The organism is Polaribacter sp. YIW18 (genome assembly GCF_057219325.1).
This window is the reverse complement of the sequence record NZ_JBXVVE010000002.1, coordinates 13,900-31,292: the sequence shown is the minus strand read 5'-3', so window position 1 is coordinate 31,292 and position 17,393 is coordinate 13,900. Positions and strand designations below refer to the sequence as shown.

13 protein-coding genes and 1 pseudogene are annotated in these 17,393 nt (G+C 30.8%); 3 read left to right on the top strand and 11 right to left on the bottom strand.

The annotated features are described in order from the left end of the window. Positions 1-562 precede the first annotated feature (562 nt). From AC2D6T_RS02335 to AC2D6T_RS02305, 7 genes and pseudogenes are all read right to left on the bottom strand, one after another. Positions 563-811, bottom strand: coding sequence for a hypothetical protein (locus AC2D6T_RS02335; RefSeq protein ID WP_298948041.1), 249 nt, complete (start codon positions 809-811; stop codon positions 563-565). A 1-nt stretch (position 812) separates the two neighbouring features. Further along, positions 813-1,139, bottom strand: a complete 327-nt coding sequence (locus AC2D6T_RS02330) for a nucleotide pyrophosphohydrolase (protein ID WP_484680322.1) — start codon at positions 1,137-1,139, stop codon at positions 813-815. A gap of 162 nt (positions 1,140-1,301) precedes the next feature. Continuing rightward, complete coding sequence (locus AC2D6T_RS02325) at positions 1,302-1,856, bottom strand: thioredoxin family protein (protein ID WP_484680321.1); 555 nt, start codon at positions 1,854-1,856, stop codon at positions 1,302-1,304. A gap of 24 nt (positions 1,857-1,880) precedes the next feature. Beyond that, positions 1,881-3,098, bottom strand: a complete 1,218-nt coding sequence (locus AC2D6T_RS02320; protein ID WP_484680320.1) for a BaiN/RdsA family NAD(P)/FAD-dependent oxidoreductase — start codon at positions 3,096-3,098, stop codon at positions 1,881-1,883. Between the two features lie 86 nt (positions 3,099-3,184). Beyond that, positions 3,185-4,114, bottom strand: a complete 930-nt coding sequence (locus AC2D6T_RS02315; RefSeq protein ID WP_484680319.1) for a GYDIA family GHMP kinase — start codon at positions 4,112-4,114, stop codon at positions 3,185-3,187. Continuing rightward, complete coding sequence (locus AC2D6T_RS02310; RefSeq protein ID WP_484680514.1) at positions 4,114-4,284, bottom strand: DUF1569 domain-containing protein; 171 nt, start codon at positions 4,282-4,284, stop codon at positions 4,114-4,116. The genes AC2D6T_RS02315 and AC2D6T_RS02310 overlap by 1 nt, the downstream gene beginning before the upstream one ends. A 288-nt stretch (positions 4,285-4,572) precedes the next feature. Continuing rightward, positions 4,573-5,841 (bottom strand): annotated as a pseudogene (locus AC2D6T_RS02305) (hydroxymethylglutaryl-CoA reductase, degradative); the annotation flags it as partial. Between the two features lie 272 nt (positions 5,842-6,113). Between AC2D6T_RS02305 and AC2D6T_RS02300 the strand changes: the two are divergent. From AC2D6T_RS02300 to AC2D6T_RS02290, 3 genes are all read left to right on the top strand, one after another. Beyond that, positions 6,114-6,896 (top strand): prohibitin family protein, encoded by a 783-nt coding sequence (locus AC2D6T_RS02300; RefSeq protein ID WP_484680318.1) that lies wholly within the window; start codon positions 6,114-6,116, stop codon positions 6,894-6,896. Positions 6,897-7,080: 184 nt separating this feature from the next. Further along, entirely contained in the window at positions 7,081-9,303 is a 2,223-nt protein-coding gene (locus AC2D6T_RS02295) for a S9 family peptidase (protein ID WP_484680317.1), read from the top strand. Positions 9,304-9,309: 6 nt separating this feature from the next. Next, positions 9,310-10,734: a peptide MFS transporter gene (locus AC2D6T_RS02290; protein ID WP_484680316.1), complete on the top strand. Its 1,425-nt coding sequence runs from the start codon at positions 9,310-9,312 to the stop codon at positions 10,732-10,734. Between the two features lie 67 nt (positions 10,735-10,801). On the opposite strand, the gene prfA is transcribed toward AC2D6T_RS02290, so the two are convergent. The 4 genes from prfA to AC2D6T_RS02270 form a co-directional block, all read right to left on the bottom strand. Next, positions 10,802-11,878: a peptide chain release factor 1 gene (prfA, locus tag AC2D6T_RS02285; RefSeq protein ID WP_298948050.1), complete on the bottom strand. Its 1,077-nt coding sequence runs from the start codon at positions 11,876-11,878 to the stop codon at positions 10,802-10,804. 504 nt (positions 11,879-12,382) lie between these two features. After that, the gene (locus AC2D6T_RS02280) at positions 12,383-13,675 is read right to left on the bottom strand and encodes a sensor histidine kinase (protein WP_347186457.1); all 1,293 of its coding nucleotides are present in this window, start codon (positions 13,673-13,675) and stop codon (positions 12,383-12,385) included. Positions 13,676-13,862: 187 nt separating this feature from the next. Next, positions 13,863-15,041: an AIR synthase related protein gene (locus AC2D6T_RS02275; protein WP_298948051.1), complete on the bottom strand. Its 1,179-nt coding sequence runs from the start codon at positions 15,039-15,041 to the stop codon at positions 13,863-13,865. Between the two features lie 72 nt (positions 15,042-15,113). Beyond that, a complete protein-coding gene (locus tag AC2D6T_RS02270) occupies positions 15,114-17,297 on the bottom strand; it encodes a glutamine synthetase III family protein (protein ID WP_298948052.1) in 2,184 nt (727 codons plus the stop codon). Positions 17,298-17,393: the final 96 nt, after the last annotated feature.

The following is a 17,393-nucleotide window of genomic DNA, read 5'->3' as shown; positions in this document are numbered from 1 at the left end:
TGTTTGCTAATTTCTGCAAACGCCAAAGTTAATGCACAAAAAAAATCTACCAAAGTTTCTAACGAATATTTTAGCGAGGTAAAATAGCGAAATATTGAACCCTTTAGAGGTGGTAGAAGTGCTGCTGTTACTGGGGCTTCTGGTAAAGCCAATCTTTTTTATATGTATTCTACTGGTGGTGGTGTTTGGAAAACCACAGATGCAGGGAACACTTGGCAGATTATTTCTGACGGATTTTTTGGTGGGCATCTTTAAGTGGCTCAATAACTTTATCAGGTAATTACAAAGTTAAATTGGCTGTGAATGAAAACAAAATGACTAATAATTTTAATATTTTGAGAAACTCAACTTTTGAAGCCACAGAAAATGATATGAAAGTACCAAAGAAATAAATGCTGAATTGGTAACATTAAATGCACTATTTGTAAATAGTGTAAAAATACTAAACCAACAAATAAAAGAGAGCTGTATTGGTTTGATTCAGCTAGATTAACAATTATAATACCTGTTAAAGTATAGTCTAAAAATTTACCACTTTTTCTATTGCGCGCTAATAGACAAGTTACTTCATTTTTTTATTGGTAACCCAAATACCATAAAAAGTACTAATTACTACCTTTAAACCCCAAAAACTTTTCCATTTTCCGTTGGCAAAATTGGTGGTATTTACTTTTGCAAAATCGCCAGCAAAAATATCGCGCCAACTATTCATAAATAAAGAAATTAAGGTTACTAGTATAAAAAAAGGAATGGCAACTTTTGCAAAGTTTTGCCAAAATGAGGGTTGTTTTATTTTTTGTAAAAAAGTCATTTTATTTTAATTTTTGGTTGTTTTGATGACGATTGTGATCTCTTTTTGTTTTAACATCTAATTTTTTCTCAAATGCATCTTGTAAGTTTATTCCTGTTTGATTTGCCAAACACAATACTACAAAAACAACATCTGCCAATTCTTCTCCTAAGTCTTTTTTTTTATCAGATTCTTTTTCGCTTTGTTCTCCATAACGTCTTGCAATAATTCTTGCCACTTCGCCAACTTCTTCTGTTAATTGCGCCATGTTTGTAAGTTCGTTAAAGTAACGAACTCCATGATTTTTAATCCAATCGTCTACTTGTTTTTGTGCGTTTTCTATGTTCATGTTTGTAAGTTTTCAAGAACACAAAGTTACAAAGTATAAAAGAGAGTTTGGTTAGAATAATTTAGTTTGTCTCTAAATTTATTTTCTTGTAACTTCGCTAACGCCGAATATAAGTCATTAAAACGACGTCATATTCGTCTTAAGTTAGCGAAACTCCAAAAATTACTTCCATTTAATACCACAACCCACACTTGGTTTTTGGTTTTCTAAGGGGCTTTTGTTGGCCAATAAGTTGTCTAATGCTTGTCTTATATCTTTTCCTGTTACTGGTTTTTCATTTCCTGGCCTAGCATCGTCTAATTGTCCATGATAAACCGATTGTAAATCTGCATCAAATACATAAAAATCTGGGGTACAAGCAGCGTCATAAGCCTTGGCTACTTTTTGAGTTTCATCATATAAATAAGGAAAAGGATAATGTAGCTTTTCTGCCAATTCTTTCATCAACTCAGGTGCATCTTGCGGATAATTTTCTACATCATTCGCACTAATAGCTATGCAATTGATTCCTTTTTCTTGATAATCATTTGCTAATTTTACCAACGCATCATTTACGTGAATTACAAACGGACAGTGATTACAAATAAACATAATTACAGTTCCGTTTTTCCCTTTTGCTTGCTGTAAAGACACATTTTGATTGGTTACAGTATTTATTAAAGTAAAATCTGGGGCTTTTGTGCCTATTTTAAATTCGTTAGATTCTGTTCTTGCCATAGTTTTGTTGTTAGTTTATGGTTTTTAGTTCTTAGTTTCTGCCAAAGCTTTTGCACAAATGTAACCACCTGTCCATGCATTCTGAAAATTAAATCCGCCAGTTACAGCATCAATATTTAAAACTTCACCTACAAAAAAGAGGTTTTTATGTTTTTTGCTTTCAAATTTTTTGAAATTAATTTCTTTTAAATCTACACCACCAGCTGTTACAAATTCGTCTTTAAAAGTAGTTCTACCATTTGCATTGTAAATTCCTTTGGTTAATTGATTGGCTAAATTTTCTAATTGTAAATTACTTAAATCTGCCCAATTCTGGGTTTTAGAAATGTTAGAAAATACTACAAAACGTTCCCACAAACGTTTAGATATTTCTGCAAATGGCGATTTTAAAATCACCGTTTTTCTAGGCTCCTTCTTCTTTAAATTCAGTAATATATTTAGCACTTTTTCTGTGGGTCTAGACAACCAATTAACCTCCACATTATATTGGTAATTTTTATCAGCTAAAATTCTTGCTCCAAAAGCAGATAATTTTAAAACTGCGGGGCCACTTAAACCCCAATGTGTTATTAATAAAGGCCCAGAAGCTTCTAATTTTGTACCCACAATATTTACAGTTGCATTGGGTAGAGAAATTCCTAATAAATCTACAATTCTTTTATCGTTGATGTTAAAGGTGAATAAAGATGGAACAGGTTCTATAATATGATGAGATAAGGTTTTACAAAGTTGCCAAACTTTTTTAGAACTTCCTGCTGCAATTACCACTTTATCTGCTTTAAAAGTTTGTTCTTTTGTGTTTACAATCCATTCATTTTCTTGTTGATAAACGGAATTTACGCCACAGTTTATCAACACTTTAATCCCTAAATTATCAACAGCTTTTTGAAAACAATCTATAATTGCCTGACTTGTATTTGCCTCTGGAAAAACACGATTATCTTCTTCTATTTTTAAAGGAACTCCTCTATCATCAAACCATTCAAAAGTATCTCCTGTCATAAAAGTATGAAAAGGCCCCAGCAATTCTTTTGCTCCTCTTGGGTAGAATTTTACCAGTTCTCTAGGTTCAAAACAAGCATGAGTAACATTGCATCTTCCACCTCCAGAAATTTTCACTTTCTGCAAAACAGCTTTCCCTTTTTCTAGAATGGTTATATCTAAATCTGGGTTATTTTCTTTGGCATTTATCGCTGTAAAATATCCTGCTGCTCCTCCGCCAATTATGATTATTTTGTTCATTATTTTTATAAAAAATTCTCGACTGCGCACGAGGAGACATTTAATAACTTATGTTCAGGTATTGCGCAGTAGAAACCTGAATGTTTTTATAGAATTATTTGTTGATATCTTAAAACTGTATTAAATCCTTTATTTTTAAAATAGTTGGGGGTTTGATCATTACCTGTAACCATTACAAAATCTCCGCCCCAAGCACCTAAACTTTTTATTTCACCCAAGTGATAATCTGAAAATAATTGTTCTTTAATAGGTTTCAATTTTATGATTGATGAAATGATTTCTTCATGCTCAACAAGTAACTGATTAAAGTTTTCAATTGATTTTGCTTTTAAAAACTCATTAGAAATTTCTGATATTCTTTGTATCTCCTTATCAAAATTTTGCTCACTTTCTCTAAACTTTGCAATACCTTCTTTAGAATCTTGTTTCTGATTTAAGTATACAAAAAATATATTTTCTTTAAAAGCTGGATTGAATTCCACTTGCTTAACAACAGGTTTTTTACTTGAAATTTGATAAAAAACAGGAGTATTATTTTGTGCACATGCAATATCGTATCCACTACCTTTAAAAGAGTTCCATAAAAGTTGAAAAGCATCTACTTTTGCCCAACTTGCAATAGAATTTATTAACGTTGATGAACTTCCTAATCCCCAATTTCTAGGGAAAGTTAATCTTGTTTTAACTACAAATCCGTTTTTTGTACTCAAAAAATCTGGATTCATACTTTTTGCTTCGCTTAAAATTTCTAATAAGGTTTCTGCAATAAATTCTGCACTTCCTTCTTTATCAGAGTTAAAAGTACAACTTACCAAACGCAATTTAGGTAACTCAAAAACAGCTTCAAACCAACAATCTCCAGTATGTGTAAAACTACCCCAAATTAATTGTGGTTGTTGAATATTTTCTACCACTAAATCTTGTCCGAATTTTGTGGGTACAGCTAAAGAAACTGCACCATCTAAAACAAGGTATTCTCCTGATAATAATAGTTTTCCGTTTGAATAAAAATTCATTAAACTAGTTTAAATTGTTTAAAATGATGAGTAAAATGTTTTACATGAAATTTTTTCCAATACTCGTAATCTAACTTACCAAAAAACGGATGATTTTCTATTTTTGCAGTTTTAAAATGAGTCTGAAAAGTATCTATTTGTAAAAGTAAATCGTCTATAGATTTTTCCATCGTGTCAAATTTTACAGGATAAGGTTCTTCTGATAATAATGGTGCTTTAAAACCAATTTGCAATTCGTTATCGGTATCTAAAAAAGCTTTTCTTCTTAAAGATTTCTCATCTTCTACAAAATAATCTGCTTTTATTTTTCCGTTAGAAATTTTTATCAAAAAGCTTAAATGTTCTATCATTTGTTGACCGGTCATTTTTCCAAAAACGGGTTTTGCATCTGCTTTTAAAGAAGATAATAAATCTTTTAAGCCAACTTTATCTGTAAAATTCACCCATGTTGTTTTTGCTTTTCTAATTTCTTCAAACTTAGAAACTACTCCTGAATGTGAGACTGTTTTTCCTTCAAAAAAAGTTTCAATGGTTTCTTTCTCTAAATCGGTTGCACCTAATTGGTTTAAGATATTCTGCAAGTGCATTTTCATGTGCCCATGCTGAATACCCTTTGTTGTTAAGGCTCTTAAAGCTGCAAAATTTTGAGCTAAACCAGCAGCAGCCATAATTTGCATTAAATCTTTTGCAGATGGTTTTTGCAACATTTCTAAAGACAATTTTGCTAGTGGATGTAAAGCTGTTAAACCACCTACAGTCCCTAAAGCTAATGGAATTTCTATCCAAAATTTAAACATTCCGTTTTTAATTTCGCAATGAGATAAACTTGTGTAAGTTCCATTTCTAGAAGCATAAGCGTGCACACCTGCTTCTACTGCTCTAAAATCATTACCAGTTGCTAAAACCACAGCGTCTACTCCGTTCATAATTCCTTTATTATGGGTAACAGCTCTGTAAGGTTCTATTGCAGCAATTTTTACAGCTTGGTAAAATTTTTCTGCAAATTTCTGTGGATTTTCGCCACCCAAATCTTCAATTTTACAACTTACTTCTGCTCTAACTAAACATTCTGGAACGTAATTAGATAGAATACTCATAACAATTTCAATTTCATCATTTCTAAAGCTATTGGCTATTGCCTCTAAACAAGAATTGATAAAATTTGCCCCCATAGAATCTTTGGTTTCAAAGGTGATGTGCAATTGATAATAATTGTCTAATTTATCGGTTTTATCAACTAATTGAATGTCTAAAATACCACCCCCACGTTTTTCCATGTTTTTAGTAATGGAAGCAGTTGCAGTATATAATTCTGTTTTATTTTTGTTGAAATAAGTAATTAAATCATCTTTATTACCCGCAAACATAAAATGTACTTGCCCAATTTTAGTAGTTCCTAAAACTGTGGTTTTAAAGCCTCCTCTTGAGCTCCAAAATTTAGCTACTAAAGATGCTGCTGCCACTACAGAACTTTCTTCGATTACCATAGGTATTGCATATTCTTTGTTGTTAATTACAAAATTTGGGGCAACTCCCATTGGCATATAAAAGTTAGAAATGGTGTTCTCTATAAAATCGTCATGCAACTGTTGTAGTTTTTCATCATCATTCCAATATTGTTTTATAATTTCTACAGCTTTTACATTATTTTGAAAATAATTTGCTGCCAACCAATTTAATTTTTCCTCTTTACTAAACTTCGAAAAACCAGATATTTTTTTGCTCATTTATTCTTTTATAACTATCGAGAACAAATATAAATTAATCTATTTTAAACATTTACTAAATTTTAAAACTCTTTAGTTTCTTTAAATAATTGTTACGAAAAGAAATATTTAAATTTAATCAAAAAAGCAATACCATATTTTTGAAAAATTAACTAAAACTCTTAAAACTATAGGTTTTTACAATAATTTTATCAATAAAATCAATCATTTTAATCGCTTATTTAAAAGTATTACTTTTAAATTTGAAAGTAATAAATTTAAAATATTTAAACATGAAAAATTTTGGAATATTATTAATAGTAATGGGCTTATTTACAAGTTGTGCAGTTATTAGACCAGGTGAAGTTGGTATCAAACAAACTTTAGGAAAATTTTCTGGAGATGTTAAAACACAAGGGACACTAGTTTACAATCCTTTAATTAGTAAAGTTGTAAAAGAGTCTACACAAACAAAAAATATAAAGTTAATATTAAGTCTACCGAGTAAAGAAGGGTTAAGTGTAAATTCTGAAATTTCTATCTTACATAGATTAGATGGGACCAAAATAACCTCTATTTTAGAAAACCTTGGTAAAGATTACGAATCTGTAATAACCAGCGTATTTAGATCTGCAGCTTCTGATGTTTGTGCTCAATTTTTTGCAAAAGACATGCATTCTGGTATGAGATCAAAAATTGAAAAACAGATTCTAGAGAAAATGAAAATAAATTTAGAGAAACAAGCTGAAGGTATTGAGTTAATTGCTGTTTTAATGAAGAGAATTCAATTACCAAGAGGTTTAGCAAGTTCTGTAGAAAGAAAATTACAAGCAGAACAAGATGCAATGAGGATGGAATTTGTTTTAAAGCAAGAAAGATTAGAAGCTGAAAGAAAAATTATAAATGCAAAAGGAGAAAGAGACGCTCAACTAATTATAGCAGAAGGTCTTACTCCAGGAATTATTAGATTAAAGGCAATTGAAGCTTTTAAAGAATTATCAAAATCTACCAATGCAAAAACAATAATTACAGACGGTAAAACACCTCTTATTGTAAATGAAGAAGATAAACTTTAAATATAAAAAAGCAAATTACATAAATTAAATATTTTTTAGAAATCTCGATAAATTAACTTTATCGAGATTTTTTTATAGACTCTAAAGAAAATAAAAGAAAAACATAAATTATAACCCCTTTTTTGGCATTTTATTAATGATTTTTCCGTAAACTTGACAAATTATTATTAAATCGATTTCTGTAATGAAAAAAACACTCATTTTATTAGCAATAATATCATTAATAGGCTGCAAAAAAGAGGCTTCTACAACAGCGAACTACACTACTGGAACTAAAGAAATAACATTAGAAGAAATTTGGAATGGAACGTTCTCTCCAGAGAGAATGAATGCTTTAAATGCCATGAATGGCGATTATTATTCTTTATTGAATTACGACAAAGAAACCAAAACCACTACTGTAGATAAATACAGTTATAAAACACTAAAAAAAGTAGCTACTATTGTTAATAGTGCAGTTTTAGAGGATTTAGATAGTTTTTCTTCTTATAATTTTAACAACGAAGAATCTTCTGTTATTTTAGGCGCTGAATTTAATAAAATTTACAGACGCTCTTTTACTGGTACTCTCTACTATTACAACATTAATACCAAAAAGTTTTTATTAATTGGTAAAAACATACAGCAACCTACTTTTTCTCCAGACAGCAAAAAAATTGCGTATGCTAAAAACAATAATTTGTATATTTTAGATTTAGCAAATAACAACAAAATTACTCAGGTTACTAATGATGGTAAAAAGAACAGCATAATTAACGGTACAACAGATTGGGTTTACGAAGAAGAATTTGGTTTTGTAAAGGCTTTTGAATGGAGTAAAGAAAGCAGATACCTTGCCTTTTTACGTTTTAATGAATCTAAAGTTCCTACCTTTTCTATGGATATGGTTGGGACTGGCAATTACCCAGACAAACAAGTTTTTAAATATCCTAAAGCAGGAGCAAAAAATGCGGATGTTACCCTTCACACATACCAACTTTCAACAAAAAGAACTAGAAAAATCCCATTAAGCGATTACGAATACATACCAAGAATTAAATGGTCTAATGATGACAATATTTTAGTGGCAACTACTTTAAATCGTCATCAAAATAATTTAAAACTACACAAAGTAAATGCTTTAAAAAGTAGTAGTGTTTTATTATTAAATGAAACTGACAAAGCCTACATAGACATTACAGATAATTTAACTTTTTTAGAAGATAATAGTTTTATTTGGACAAGCGAAAAAGACGGTTACAACCATATTTATCACTATAATTTTTCTGGAAAACTAATAAACCAAATAACCGATGGAAACTGGGAGGTGACCAATTATTATGGTTATAATGATAAGAAAAAAACTATATATTACCAATCTGTAGAAAATGGCTCTACTAACAGAGGTGTATATTCTATTGGTTTAAATGGCAAAAATAAAAAATTACTTAGCAATAAAACAGGTACAAATACAGCTTCTTTTAGTGCGAATTTAAACTACTTCATCAATACCTTTTCATCAACAGAAATACCACCAATTTACACTTTGCACACTGCAGAAGGTGAAATGCTAAAAGTAATTAAAGACAATGTAGAATTAAAAGAAAATTTAGCAGACTATAAAATGAGTCCAAAAGAGTTTTCTACCATTTCTATAAACGGAAACGAATTGAATATGTGGATGATAAAACCGGCAGATTTTGATGAAAATAAAACATATCCGCTTTTAATGTTTCAATATTCTGGACCAGGTTCTCAGCAAGTTGTCAACAGATGGAATGCAAGTAACGATTATTGGCACAATATGTTAGCCCAAAAAGGAATGATTGTAGCTTGTGTTGATGGACGTGGAACAGGTTTTAAAGGAAGTGATTTTAAAAAATCTACTTATTTAAATTTAGTGAAATACGAGACTGAAGATCAAATTGCAGCTGCTAAAAAATTAGCAGAACGTTCTTACATAGACGAAAATAATATTGGTATTTGGGGCTGGAGTTTTGGTGGTCATATGAGTACAAATTCACTTTTAAAAGGAAGTGATATTTTTACAACTGCTATTGCAGTGGCACCAGTTACATCCTGGCGTTTTTATGACACTGTATATACAGAACGTTTTTTAAGAACACCGCAAGAAAACCCTGCAGGTTATGATGAAAATTCGCCCATAAACTATGCAGATAAATTAAAAGGAAACTATTTATTGGTACATGGTACAGGAGATGATAATGTACACATACAAAACAGTTACAGAATGATAAATGCCTTGATAGAAAACAACAAACAATTTGATATGTTTATTGTGCCAGACAGAACTCATGGTATTTACAAAGGAAAAAATACGCGTTTAAACCTCTACACAAAAATGACCAACTTTGTAGAAACGCATTTAATTAATAAATCAAATTCAACAACAAAAATTAAAGGATAATAAATTATGAACAATGTAGCAAAACTTCCACATAAAAAAGAATTAATGGGACACCCAGTTGGACTATATGTACTCTTTTTTGTTGAAATGTGGGAACGATTTTCTTACTATGGAATGCGTGCAATTTTAACTTTATACATGGCAGCTCCTGTGATTTTTGGAGATCCTCAATCTGGTTTTGGCTGGTCTAATGCAGAAACACTTTCTTTTTATGGTACATATACAATGTTTGTTTATTTAACTTCTATTCCTGGAGGTTGGATTGCTGATAAGTTTATTGGGCAGAAAAAAGCAGTAATGTTTGGTGGTATTTTGCTTTGTATTGGTCATAGCATTTTAGCCGTAGACCAACAATGGGCTTTCTTCACAGGCCTTATTTTTATTGTAATTGGAGTTGGGTTTTTAAAACCAAATATTTCTACTATGGTTGGTGGTTTATATGGAGCTGGTGATGATAGAAGAGATAAAGGTTTCTATGTTTTTTATATAGGCATTAATTTAGGAGCTTTTTTAGGCGCTTTACTTGTAGGGGCTGTTGCTGCAAAATGGGGATGGCACTATGGTTTTGGTTTAGCTGGTATTGGAATGGCTTTAGGACAAGTGGTTTATATGTTTGGTTTAAAACATTTACAAGGAGTTGGAGATTTTATAGGGAGTAAAGGCTCTCCTAATAAAGATTTACTAAAAAAACCATTAACTAAAGTAGAAAAAGATAGAATGTTAGTCATGTTTTTATCTTTCTTAATTATCATTGTTTTTTGGGGTGCTTTTGAACAAGCAGGTGGTTTAATGAGTTTATATACAGAACAAAAAACAGATAGAATATTATCTTTTTCTTTACCTTTAATTGGTAATGAAGTTCCTGCTGCTGTTTTTCAATCGATTAACGCATTTTTTATTATTGTTTTAGGAACTGCTGTTGGTAGTTTTTGGCATAAATGGAAAAACAAAGGAAAAGAATCTTCCTCTATTTTTAAAATGGCTGTTGGTATAATTATTATGGCTTTTGGTTTTTTCTTTATGAGTAAAGCTGCTTCTGAAGTTGTAATGAATGGTGATAAAGTTGCTGAAAAATCTGCAATGATTTGGTTAGTGTTAGCATACTTATTCCATACAGTTGGTGAGTTATGTGCATCTCCAGTTGCCTTATCATTTATAACTAAATTAGCACCTTTAAAATATGCTTCATTTATGATGGGTGCTTATTTTGCAGCAACAGGTTTAGGAAATAAAGTCGCTGGCTTTGTTGGCGGTCTTTCTCAAAACGCTGGAGATTTTGAGGTTTTTACTGGTATTGCAGTCACGTGTACGGTTTTCGGGTTATTAATTATTGCAATATTAAAACCATTAAAAAGACTTACACATGGAGCTGAAGATAAAAAAGCTAAAGATGAAGAATTAACAAAAGGCTTTGAGTTAGCAGAAAATTAAAATAAAAATTATAGCCTCATAATTAAAAATTATGAGGCTTTTTATATGGATAAATTTAGGTATATAATTAAATACTATCTCCTAATTCTTTTAGTTTTTCTGTATTCTCTGCTAGCATTAACTCATCTATCAATTTTTGAATGTCGCCATTCATAATATTAGGCAAATCATACAAAGACAAACCAATTCTATGGTCTGTAACTCTACCTTGAGCATAATTATAGGTTCTAATTTTAGCACTTCTATCTCCAGAGGAAACCATAGAACCACGTTTTAAAGCATCTTCTGCATTTTTCTTTGCTAACTCCATATCATACAAACGAGAACGCAATACTTTAAATGCCTTTTCTTTATTTTTATGTTGTGATTTTTGATCTTGACATTGTGCTACCAAACCAGTTGGAATGTGCGTTAAACGAACTGCCGAATACGTTGTATTTACAGATTGTCCTCCAGGACCTGAAGAACAGAAAAAATCGATTCTTACATCTTTTGGATTAATCTCTACATCAAATTCTTCGGCTTCTGGAAACACCATACAAGTAGCTGCAGAGGTATGTACTCGACCTTGTGTTTCTGTTTGTGGTACTCTTTGTACACGATGCACACCAGCTTCAAACTTTAAAGTTCCGTAAACATCTGGTCCATTTACTTCAAACTGAATTTCTTTAAAGCCACCATTAGTCCCCTCAGAATAATCGACTGTAGAAACAGACCACCCTTTACTTTCGCAATACTTGGTATACATTCTAAATAAATCTCCAGCAAAAATACTTGCCTCATCTCCACCTGTTCCTGCTCGCAATTCTACTACTGCATTTTTAGAATCTTCTGGGTCTTTTGGTATTAAAAGAAATTTAATTTCTTCTTCTAATTCTGGTATTCTAGCATTGGCTTCTTCTAATTGCATTTTTGCCATTTCTGTCATTTCTGCATCAGAACCGTCTGCTATAATTTCTTTAGCCTCTTCTATATTATTAGTTAATTCTTGGTATTCGTCACCTTTTTTTACAACGTCTCCTAAGTCTTTGTATTCTTTCATTAATTGCGCATAACGCTTCTGATCCATAATAATTTCTGGCTGAATAATTAAATCAGAAACCTCATCATAGCGTTGCTTAACAATTCTTAATTTATCTAACATTTGTTGTGTATTTCTTGGATTGCGAATTTACAAATTTTATAGGTATATTTGGAAAAACCTAGTTTTTTTTTATAAGGAAACTACTTTTGTTAAGCACCTTTTTATTAATTGTTTCTTGTAAAAACGAGTCCAAAACCTCGAAAAAACGAATAATTTTAATCGGATAACGGAAGCATTTAAATGATAAACCTGGCAATCTAACTTTTGAAGTTTGGAGTACAAATTTAGTAGGTATGGCTACACAATGAAAGTTTAAAAAAATCTTTTCAAGAAATACTAAGTATTATAAAAGTTTATGATACAATACATTTAGAAGTTAAAGGAGTAAATGAAAAACTGACGTTATTTAAATTTACCAATCAAACAGACACCTCTTTTATATATGAAAATACAAAAAATGAATTCCCGAAAAAAATCACCTACTTTAAAGATAATAAACAACTAAAAGCTATTGAGACAGTAGATGATTTTAGAATTGACTTTCTTTTTAAGAAAGTGAATTAACTACAAGTTTTTAGGAATTGTAAAATAAAATGTGGTACCAATTTTCTTTTCACTTTCTAACCAAACCTCTCCATTGTAAAAGTCAACAATTTTCTTTACGGTTGATAGACCTATTCCCGAAGATGTATCTATATTCTCTAATTTTGTGAATACTTTAAATATTTTTTCAAAATATTTTGCCCCTATTCCTTTACCATTATCTTTTACAAAAAATTTAAAATGACTTTGTTCATCAAAAAAACCAACTTCAATAATACCTTGTTCTTTGTCATTATATTTTACTGCATTTTGGATTAAATTCTGGAAAATTTGATTAAATCTCCATGTATTACCAAATAATTTAGGTAGATTTTCTTGAACTTTGATTGTAAAATTTTCTGGAACCAAAATTAATTTAATAACTGCATTTACCAATTCGTTTAAATCTATTTGTTTATCATTAGACTCTAATTTATTAACTATTGAATACTCTAAAATACCTTTAATAAGAAAGTCCATTTTTTCTACATTAAACAATACTTCATGTAATGTGGTTAGTGCTTTTTGGTTTATAATTTGTTTATGATCGTCTAAAAACCAAGTCACTAATGTATGAATATTAATTAATGGGGCTTTTAAATCATGAGACACCATTTGTGCATAATCGTTTAGTTGTTCGTTTTGGTTAGACAAATATTTTAACAGTTCTTCCTTTTTTTCTTTTTGTTGTTTTATTAATTCTTCTTGCTCTTTTCTTTGTATTACATTCACCAACATATTTGCAAAAACAAAGAGAATGTTTTTTTCATTTTCTGAGTATTTATGCAATTGCCTAACAGAATCAAAACCAATAAAACCAATTAACTCGCCATTTTTAATTTTAGGTATGGCAATTAAACTTTGAATACCTTGAGGTTCTAAAATTGCACGTAAACCAAGCTCACCATCATCAGGTAAAAGACTTACATCTTCTACATAAAAAGCTTCTCCTTTTCGATGAGCTTCTAACCATTGAGTAATATAATCTAATGGTATATTTTGCAAATTTTCAATTTCAGCTCCTATACCATTTGCGCACCACTCATAAGTATTACTGGTTGTATTGTTTGTAAAGTTGTAAGAAAAAATGTAACTTCTATCTGCTTTTACAAATTCACCTATTGTTTTTAAAGAATTTTCTATTAACTCATCTATATTAGATAAATCTGAATTAATATATTTTGTTGAAATACTTATTAATACATCTTGAAAACGTAGCTGGTAGTCTATAATTTTATCTTTCTCTTCTTGAGAAATGTCTTTTTTTCTAATCAAACTCTCCTTTTTTTTTAAACGATAAATTAAAGATACGTTATATTTTAAAAATCATGTTGTATTTGTTGTAGTTCCTCTACTAATATTTTTAACTTGTATAGATCTTTCATAAACTTAACTTAAACGTATAAAAAAACGCAAAACACATCAGTATTTTAAGTTTTCGTGTTATATCTTATGCTAAAATCTAGTACTCAAATGTACCAAACTCACTTTTAATCGTAAGCTTCTTATTTTCTGATGTTGCTACCCTACCCACAATTTGCGCATTTACATCATATGATTTTGAAATTGCAATAATTTCTTCTGCAATTCCAGGAGACACATACAATTCCATTCTATGACCACAATTAAAAACCTGATACATTTCTTTCCAATCGGTTTTAGATTGCTCTTGTATCAATTTAAATAAAGGCGGTACTGGAAACATGTTGTCTTTTACAATATGTAAATTATCTACAAAATGTAATATTTTGGTTTGTGCGCCACCTGAACAATGTATCATTCCGTGTACAGATTCTGCATCGAATTTTGATAATATTTCTTTAATAATTGGCGCATATGTTCTTGTAGGTGATAAAACTAATTTACCTGCATCAATGGGCGAGTTTTCAACTTCATCTGTCAATTTTGTATTTCCAGAATATACCAAATCAGCAGGAACAGCCGCATCAAAACTTTCTGGATATTTTTTTGCTAAATCGTTATCAAACACATCGTGTCTTGCAGAAGTTAACCCATTAGAACCCATACCTCCATTATATTCCGTTTCATAAGTGGCTTGTCCAAAAGATTCTAAACCAACAATAACATCACCTGCTTTTATGTTGGCATTATCAATCACATCAGAGCGTTTCATTCTTGCAGTAACGGTAGAATCAACAATAATTGTACGTACTAAATCTCCAACATCTGCAGTTTCTCCTCCAGTAGAATGTATGGTAACTCCGAATTTTTTTAGATCGTCAATTAATTCTTCTGTTCCGTTGATAATTGCTGATAATACTTCGCCAGGAATTTTACTTTTGTTACGCCCAATTGTAGAGGATAACATGATATTATCTGTGGCTCCAACACATAGTAAATCATCAATATTCATTATTAGAGCATCTTGTGCAATACCTTTCCAAACAGAAATATCTCCAGTTTCTTTCCAATACATGTAGGCTAAAGAGGATTTTGTACCTGCACCATCTGCATGCATAATCAAACAATAATCATCGTCATTGGTTAAATAATCTGGCACAATTTTACAGAATGCTTTCGGAAACAAACCTTTATCTATATTTTTTATGGCATTATGCACATCCTCTTTAGATGCAGAAACACCCCTTTGTGCGTATCTTTTAGAAACTTCTTGACTCATATTATTGTATTGTGAATTGCAAATTTAGGCTTTTACAAAAAAAATCCTACAGATTTGTAGGATGTTTTTACACTATCTTGTAAACAATAGCTCTCTATACTTGGTAAGTGGCCACAAATTATCATCTACCATGGTTTCTAATTGATCGCAATGAAAACGAATTTTATCGAAAAACGGTTTTATTTTATTACAGTAAGCTTCTGCTTTCACTAATGCTTTTTTATTGCTTACTTTTTTACGCTCTTCTATCATTTTTAAAACCAAAGCATTAATTTCTGTAATGTGGTTAGATATGGTCATAATTAGCTCTATTTGTTCTTTGGCTATATTTTTATAATCAGCACCAAATATTTCTTTTAAATTTTTAGTATTTTCTAATAATGTATTTTGATATATAATTGCTGTTGGTACAATATGATTTCTTGCAATATCGCCTAAAACACGTCCTTTTATTTGTAATCTTTTCGAATATTCTTCTAATTCAATTTCGTAACGCGCTTGCATTTCTACTTTAGTCATTACTTTCATCTCTTCGAAAAGTTTAATAGTTTTTTCTGCAACCTTAACTTTTAAAGCTTCTGGGGTTGTTTTATTATTACTTAAACCTCTCTTTTTAGCTTCTTTTTCCCAAGCTTCTCCATAACCGTCACCATCAAAACGAATTTTTTTACAAGATTTTATATACTCTCTAAGTACATTAAAAACAGCTTCGTCTTTTTTAAGTTTTTTAGTATCTATTAATTTGTCTACTTCTATTTTAAACTCTTTTAGTTGTTTGGCAACTATGGTATTTAAAACCGTCATTGGTGCTGCACAATTGGTTAAAGAACCTACTGCTCTAAACTCGAACTTATTCCCAGTAAAAGCAAAAGGCGATGTTCTATTTCTATCTGTATTGTCTAATAAAATCTCTGGTATTTTACCAATAATGTTTAGTTTTAAATCGGTTTTTTCTTGGGGTGATAACTTGCCTTTAGTTACGTTTTCTAACTCGTCTAAAACTGCCGATAATTGACTCCCAATAAATACTGAAATAATTGCGGGAGGTGCTTCATTGGCTCCTAATCTAAAATCGTTACTTGCAGAAGCTACAGAAGCTCTTAACAGCTCTTCATACTCATAAACAGCTTTAATAGTATTTACAAAAAAAGTTAAAAACTGTAGGTTTTTCATCGGTGTTTTACCAGGCCTTAACAGGTTTACACCATTGTCTAAAGATAATGACCAATTATTATGTTTACCAGAACCATTAATGCCTGCAAAAGGTTTTTCGTGAAACAATACTTTAAATTTATGTCTTTTAGAAACTTTTTGCATTACATCCATCAATAAAGAGTTGTGGTCTACTGCCAAATTAGCTTCTTCAAAAATTGGTGCAATTTCAAACTGATTGGGTGCTACTTCATTATGCCTAGTTTTTACAGGTATACCCAACAACATACATTCTTCTTCTAAATCTTGCATAAAACTCATGGCTCTTGCAGGTATTGTTCCAAAATAATGATCGTCTAATTGTTGCCCTTTTGCTGGTGTGTGCCCTAAAAGCGTACTTCCTGTTAACTGAATATCGGGTCTTGAGTTTGCCAAAGCGTCATCAATTAAAAAAAATTCTTGCTCCCACCCCAAAGTTGCAGAAACTTTGTTGGCGTTTTTGTCAAAATATTTACAAACAGCGGTTGCATGCAAATCTATAGCTTGCAATGCTCTTAACAAAGGTGTTTTATTATCTAAAGCCTCACCAGTATAGGCTACAAAGATGGTAGGTATACATAAAGTAGTTTCATATATAAATGCAGGTGATGTTGGATCCCAAGCTGTATAACCTCTTGCCTCAAAGGTATTTCTAATTCCTCCATTTGGAAAACTTGATGCATCTGGTTCTTGTTGTACCAATTGCTCTCCATCAAATTTTTCCATAGCCAAACTACCATTGATAGATTCAAAAAAAGCATCGTGTTTTTCTGCAGTAGCACCTGTTAAGGGTTGAAACCAATGTGTATAATGGGTTGCTCCTTTAGAAATTGCCCAATCTTTCATACTTACTGCAACTTGGTCTGCAATTTTTCGGTCTATTTTGGTTCCATGGTCTATGGCATTCATCACACTTTCGTAAGCTGATCTTGTAAGATACTGTTGCATAGCGTGTTTATTAAACACATTATTACCAAACAAAGATGATCTTTTATCACTTTGAACTACTTTTATAGGAGTTCTATGTAAAGTTTCGGCTAAAGCATTAAATCTAATTCTTGACATATTATTAATATTTGCAGTAGATATTTTATTTTCATTAAATATACCCCTTAAAATTTAGGGATAAAATTATTTTTAAGCAAAAATAAACATTTGCCC